Here is a 3,251-nt window from a genome sequence, read left to right on the forward strand (position 1 = left end):
ATTGTTAATGCGTCGGCTTGGATTGTTAATGCGTCGGCTTGGATTGTTAATGCGTCGGCTTGGATTGTTAATGCGTTGGCTTGGATTGTTAATGCGTCGGCTTGCGTTGTTAATGCGTTGGCTTGGATTGTTAATGCGTTGGCTTGGATTGTTAATGCGTTGGCTTGGATTGTTAATGCGTCGGCTTGGATTGTTAATGCGTTGGCTTGCATTAAAAACGCTACACTTTTACGCAAAACTGTATTTAGTTAAAGTTACCCTACAAATGGTTTTAGGAAACTTTTTCGAGCTTCTTCTGAGTGAATTTGAATAGCTTGTGACGTTTGAGTACTGGAGGTGCGCCCAGAGTGCCGATGATGAGTAAGCTAAAAATAGAAGTGGATTAAGGGACGGTGATTAGGGTTGCAGAAAAACTAATGGGTAATTCCCTATCTTCTAATCCTAACTTTTCAAAACCTGGTCTATTTGGCGCAGAAAAAACCTCTAAATAACCTGGTGTCGGCAAAAAACTAGCGAAAAATGGACTAGAATAATTTCCTCCCGAAGTGGAATACGCAAAACCCTTACGCGTTAACTGCTGAGTATTAAGGCTAATTAAATTATCAAGATCAAAAGGTTCGTTTCCTGGCATTGGAGTCCCAGGGGGTTGCAGACTAGTAATTGTTTCACCATTTCGTGTACCAGTAATTCCAGTAATCAAGTAAAAACCCAAATCGTTAGGGGTGTCATTAGTGGTGAAAGTACCGTTCGCCTCTATGCTAGTACCAGAATAATTCCAACTCCAACTTAAAGCAGAAGCGGCTGGCATTGTCCCGAAAACCAATCCAGATATGGTGACGAGGGCTATGGCAAATAGAGCTAGATTTTTCATGGAAGTCTTAGGGCGATCGCGGATTTTATAGAAGGTTCCGGTGTATTATACGGAAATTAACGAAGATAGTATTATCAATCTTGCCTATTTACTTAGCAGCGATCTAATAACCACACCAAAGCAGCATCAACATTATTAACCTGCTCCCCTGGCGGTATGGCTGGACGATTGACCATCACAACCTTTACGCCCAGTTCTCGCGCTGCAATAATCTTGGGTTTTGTGGCATCGCCACCGCTATTTTTGCTGACGATGGTATCAATGTTATTCTGAATCAGAATTTGTCTTTCATTATTGAGGGTAAAGGGCCCGCGATCGCACAATACCATCCCCGGCGGTACTAAAGCATCATCGCCAGGAGGGTCAATCATCCGCATCAAAAACCAAATTTTCTCCAAGTGAGCAAAAGCGGCGAGTTCTTGTCTACCAACTGTCAAAAACACTCGCTGTGCCTGGTTTGGCAGGGTTGTTGCTGCGGCTGCAACATTATCAACTTCAATCCAGCGATCGCCACTTACTTTTTCCCAAGGCGGACGAATTAACATCAAACGGGGTACTCTAACTTCCATTGCTGCGTCTGCCGCATTGAAGGAAATCTGAGTAGCGAAAGGATGGGTTGCATCAATTAATAAGTCGATTTGCATGACTTGCAGATAGCTAGCCAATCCAGCCACACCACCGAAGCCTCCAACCCGTAAATCGCCCAACGGTACTGATGGTTCACGGGTGCGGCCAGCTAGAGAGATGATTACTTCTAACCCTTGGATAGTCGTAACTTTGGCAGCTAATTCTGCTGCATCACCCGTCCCACCCAAAATCAAAACGCGGATCATTTAGATAAAGGTGGAATTTTTGCTAAAATGCCCTTTTTCATTGCTTCTGGACGCTCTGACCAAGGTAGTAAACCATCTGCTTTAGCAAAGTATTGACTAGCACATTGCAGTACCGCAGAGGCACTACCATCAACGCCTAAATCACCAAATAAATATGTTAATTTACCTTTGGCAGCAAAGGCGACTACACAAGAACGATTACAAGCACTCATGCATTCAACTTCCTGAATCGGGAATTGATCTCGTAACTCCCAATCTTGTGCCAGCTGCTGAAGTTGGTGTAGAAGTTTTTCACCACCACTTTCACCTAAGCGTTTTCCATTTTGCCAAACACTTGCACAGGTTTTACAAACAAATAGAGTATGTTCAGCAACATCCGAAAGACTGGTTGAAGAAATATTTACAGTAGTAGTCATCTGTACCTCGCAGATATGTGAAACTAATAAATCTATTTCGGCGGGCATCCTGACTCACTCAATTTGAGATTTGAGATTAAAGAACTAAATCTCAAATTGGTTCACAGTTGCGGGACAGCGCCGGATTTGCACCGAACTTTCCCCGTTACCTCTGGTAGCTGACTCCCACCAGAACCGAATAACCTTATCGATCATACACTAGGGTTATCGGAAAATACGAAACAATAAGCTTTTCGCCAACCATCAAACTGGGCGACAACCAGATAAAATACTGTGCATATTCACTACTTGTCCAATAACTGCGATTGCGGGCGCACTATAATCCAGTTTACTCTACCTCAACTGTATTGAAATTGACCGATAGCCTTTAATAATTTCAGGAACCTATGTCGGAATTTATATTAAATTCAGCAGAAATTGCAAAGAAAGCAATGGATAGTGTTGATCCATCACTTAGCGATAAATTTACAATGGTCATACGATTTCTTTCGGATAACCCTGCTGCGGCTTCACCACGAAAAGGTAAAAATCAGCCTATCGTCGGGACAGAAGAATATATTATTGCCAGTGCTACAAATTTCAAAACAGGTCGTGACCCAAGAACACCCTTGCCACCTAGTACAATACCGGATGAAATGGTAAGTATCATCCTGAATAAGTATTTTGAAGTTCCGTATGAGGAATTGGGAAAAGCTGAAGAATTGCACCGCCTATCAATGGGGGCTGAGAACATTGTAGGGGATTTGCTAGAAAGGTACGTTGCGACAGTTATTGAGCCGCATGGATGGATATGGTGTTCTGGTTCTATAGTTAAAGCAGTTGATTTTATATATTTTGATAACAAAAATGTCTGGCAATCGCTCCAAGTAAAAAATAGAGATAATACTGAAAACTCTTCTTCTGCCGCTATCCGTAAGGGAACCCCAATTAAAAAATGGTTCCGAACTTTTTCTAAAAAAAAGGGGGACAACTGGGTTAAATTCCCCTCATTGGAAGGAAAAGAAGAGCTTTCAGAAGAAGGCTTCAGATCGTATGTTGAAAAATACCTTGCTGCTTTAAGAGAGATAAAGTCCTAAGGGAGCATCCCACTTTTTATTATTTAAAAAAAGGTAAATAAAGCATGAGAAGGTA

General features: G+C 42.1%; 5 protein-coding genes, 1 pseudogene and 1 riboswitch. Of the genes and pseudogenes, 1 reads left to right on the plus strand and 5 read right to left on the minus strand.

Annotation, left to right across the window (positions count from 1 at the left end):
* The 5 genes and pseudogenes from ACFE93_RS34225 to ACFE93_RS34245 form a co-directional block, all read right to left on the minus strand.
* Nucleotides 1–212: hypothetical protein (locus ACFE93_RS34225; RefSeq protein ID WP_375480526.1), on the minus strand; the 212-nt coding region annotated here is incomplete at its 3' end.
* Nucleotides 213–382: 170 nt separating this feature from the next.
* Nucleotides 383–871, minus strand: a complete 489-nt coding sequence (locus ACFE93_RS34230) for a PEP-CTERM sorting domain-containing protein (protein WP_375480528.1) — start codon at nt 869–871, stop codon at nt 383–385.
* A gap of 92 nt (nt 872–963) precedes the next feature.
* Nucleotides 964–1,704 carry a cobalt-precorrin-6A reductase gene (locus ACFE93_RS34235; protein ID WP_375480530.1) on the minus strand — a complete coding sequence of 247 codons (741 nt, stop codon included), beginning with the start codon at nt 1,702–1,704 and terminating at the stop codon, nt 964–966.
* Nucleotides 1,701–2,120, minus strand: coding sequence for a DUF1636 family protein (locus tag ACFE93_RS34240; protein WP_375480534.1), 420 nt, complete (start codon nt 2,118–2,120; stop codon nt 1,701–1,703). Before ACFE93_RS34240 ends, ACFE93_RS34235 begins: the two co-directional genes overlap by 4 nt.
* A 21-nt stretch (nt 2,121–2,141) precedes the next feature.
* Nucleotides 2,142–2,314: riboswitch (cobalamin riboswitch) on the minus strand.
* A 49-nt stretch (nt 2,315–2,363) separates the two neighbouring features.
* Nucleotides 2,364–2,441, minus strand: a pseudogene (locus tag ACFE93_RS34245) (uroporphyrin-III C-methyltransferase); the annotation flags it as partial.
* A gap of 65 nt (nt 2,442–2,506) precedes the next feature.
* Here ACFE93_RS34245 and ACFE93_RS34250 point away from each other — a divergent pair.
* On the plus strand, nt 2,507–3,196 hold the full coding sequence (locus tag ACFE93_RS34250; RefSeq protein WP_375480532.1) for a SinI family restriction endonuclease: 690 nt from the start codon (nt 2,507–2,509) through the stop codon (nt 3,194–3,196).
* The last annotated feature ends 55 nt before the right edge of the window (nt 3,197–3,251 follow it).

Source organism: uncultured Nostoc sp. (assembly GCF_964247315.1).
Taxonomy (GTDB): domain Bacteria; phylum Cyanobacteriota; class Cyanobacteriia; order Cyanobacteriales; family Nostocaceae; genus Nostoc.